Here is a 1,845-nt window from a genome sequence, read left to right as displayed (position 1 = left end):
ACCGCCGCGCGGCTCGTCCTGGCGCCGACCGAGCTGCCGATCGGGATCCTCACCGCCGCGATCGGGGTGCCGGTGTTCCTACTCGTCGTCCGGCGCAGCGCGGCGGGGACCGTGGGGGTCGGATGAGGATCCGGCTCGACGCCGTCACCGCGGGCTACGCGGCCTCCCCGGCACTGCGCGAGGCCAGCCTCGACGTGCGGGCGGGGACGTTCGTCGCGCTCGTCGGACCGAACGGGAGCGGCAAGTCCACGCTGCTCAAGACGCTGTACCGGGCGCTGCGACCGCGCGGTGGGCGGGCGCTGCTCGCCGAGGAGGACCTCTGGCGCCGCCCGCACCGGGAGGTCGCGCGGCGGGTCGGCGTCCTCGGCCAGGAGGCCGTGGGCGGGCACGACCTGACCGCGCGGGAGTCGGTGGCGCTGGGCAGGCATCCGCACCTGGGGCCGTTCGGCAGGCTGCGCCCCGCCGACCACGAGGTCGTCGCGGACGCGTTGCGGCGGATCGACGGCGAACACCTCGCGGACCGGCCGCTGTCCACCCTGTCCGGCGGGGAGCGGCAGCGGATCCTGCTCGCCCGCGCCCTGGCGCAGTGCCCCGAGGTCCTGCTGCTCGACGAGCCCACCAACCACCTCGATCCCGAGCACCAGATCGAGGTCCTCGAGCTGGCGCGCGGGCTCGGGGTCACGGTCGTCGCGGCGCTGCACTCCCTCGACCTCGCGGCCCAGTACGCGGACACCCTCGTGGTGCTCGCGGGCGGCCGCGTGGTGGCCCAGGGCCCGCCGCGCGAGGTGCTGGAGCCGGCGCTGCTGCGCACGGTGTTCCGGGTCGCGGGCTCGGTCGTCGACGATCCCGAGACCGGCGCCCCGCGGGTGCTGCTGCGGCCCCGGTAGCGTCCCTCGGGTGGCTCGCAAGTCCCGCACGACCAAGACCGGCCCCGACCGCCCCGACCTCCCGAAGACCTTCGATCGCGCGCCCGAACCCGGCGACGGGGACCTGTGGGACGGCGTCGAGGCCGGCCCGGGGACGGTGTTCCCCGAGCACGTCGCCGACCTGCAGGTGCACGAGTGCCGCTTCCGCGGGGTCGACCTCGCGGGCCGCACCCTCTCCGGCCTGCACTGCCGGGACACCGAGTTCGTGCAGTGCGACCTCTCGGGCGCGATTCTCGACGACGCCGTGTTCACCCGCGTCACGTTCACCGACTGCAGGCTCACCGGCGCCGAGCTGAACGGCGCGGGCCTCAACGACGTCCGGATCGAGGGCTGTCGCGCCGACCTCGTCCGGCTGCGCATGGCCAGGGGTGCGTTCCTGTGCGTCGAGGACACGGTGCTGCGCGGTGCCGACCTCTACCGGTTCACGGCGAAGGAGTCCGCGTTCCTGCGCTGCGACCTCGGCGAGGCCTCGCTGGAGGACGCCCGGCTCGCGGGCACCGACCTCCACGGCTCCACCCTGGAGTCGATCCGCGGACCGCTCGCGCTGCAGGGCACCCGGATCGGCCCGGACCAGCTCGTCCCGGTCGGTGCCCTGCTGTTGGCGGCCCTGGGCGTGCAGATCACCGACGGGTGACCCACGCGCCGGCGTCCTGCCGAGCGCGGTCGCGCTCGCCCCGGAGCAGGGTCCGCCGCTAGCGCGGCTCGGACAGGATCGCCGAGGCCCGCTGCCTGCTCACGCCCAGGAGCTTGCCGATCCGCGTGATGGACACGTCCTCGCGGTGCAGCGCCCGGGCCTCCTCGCGGCGGAACCGCCCGCTCGCAGCGCCGAGCTCGTCGAGCGCGTGGCTGACGGCGTCGGCGACGAGCGGCCGCTCCTCACACGCCACGAGCTCGTGCCACGTCGTGCCGCCCGCGCGCA

The 1,845-nt window shown here is 75.6% G+C and carries 4 protein-coding genes; 3 read left to right on the top strand and 1 reads right to left on the bottom strand.

Annotated elements, in window-relative coordinates; all coding sequences use genetic code 11:
• The 3 genes from H5J29_RS31190 to H5J29_RS31180 all read left to right on the top strand — a co-directional run.
• Positions 1-126 (top strand): iron chelate uptake ABC transporter family permease subunit (locus H5J29_RS31190; RefSeq protein WP_181784521.1); only part of this gene is annotated, 126 nt, incomplete at its 5' end.
• Positions 123-887, top strand: a complete 765-nt coding sequence (locus H5J29_RS31185; protein WP_181784520.1) for an ABC transporter ATP-binding protein — start codon at positions 123-125, stop codon at positions 885-887. The genes H5J29_RS31190 and H5J29_RS31185, both read left to right, overlap by 4 nt.
• Positions 888-897: 10 nt before the next feature.
• Positions 898-1,560 carry a pentapeptide repeat-containing protein gene (locus H5J29_RS31180; RefSeq protein ID WP_181784519.1) on the top strand — a complete coding sequence of 221 codons (663 nt, stop codon included), beginning with the start codon at positions 898-900 and terminating at the stop codon, positions 1,558-1,560.
• Positions 1,561-1,618: 58 nt separating this feature from the next.
• Here H5J29_RS31180 and H5J29_RS31175 read toward each other — a convergent pair.
• Positions 1,619-1,845, bottom strand: a 227-nt coding sequence (locus H5J29_RS31175) for a hypothetical protein (RefSeq protein ID WP_220188166.1), incomplete at its 5' end; no start/stop codon positions are given.

Origin of the sequence: Pseudonocardia pini (genome assembly GCF_013870575.1) — a bacterium.
Lineage (GTDB): Bacteria > Actinomycetota > Actinomycetes > Mycobacteriales > Pseudonocardiaceae > Pseudonocardia > Pseudonocardia pini.
Note: the sequence above shows the minus strand (reverse complement) of the source record. Positions and strands in the feature narration are given on the sequence as shown.

Excerpts from the sequence above, each read along its gene's own strand:
- H5J29_RS31185 (WP_181784520.1), top strand. The coding sequence starts at position 123 with ATGAGGATCCGGCTCGACGCCGTCACCGCGGGCTACGCGGCCTCCCCG.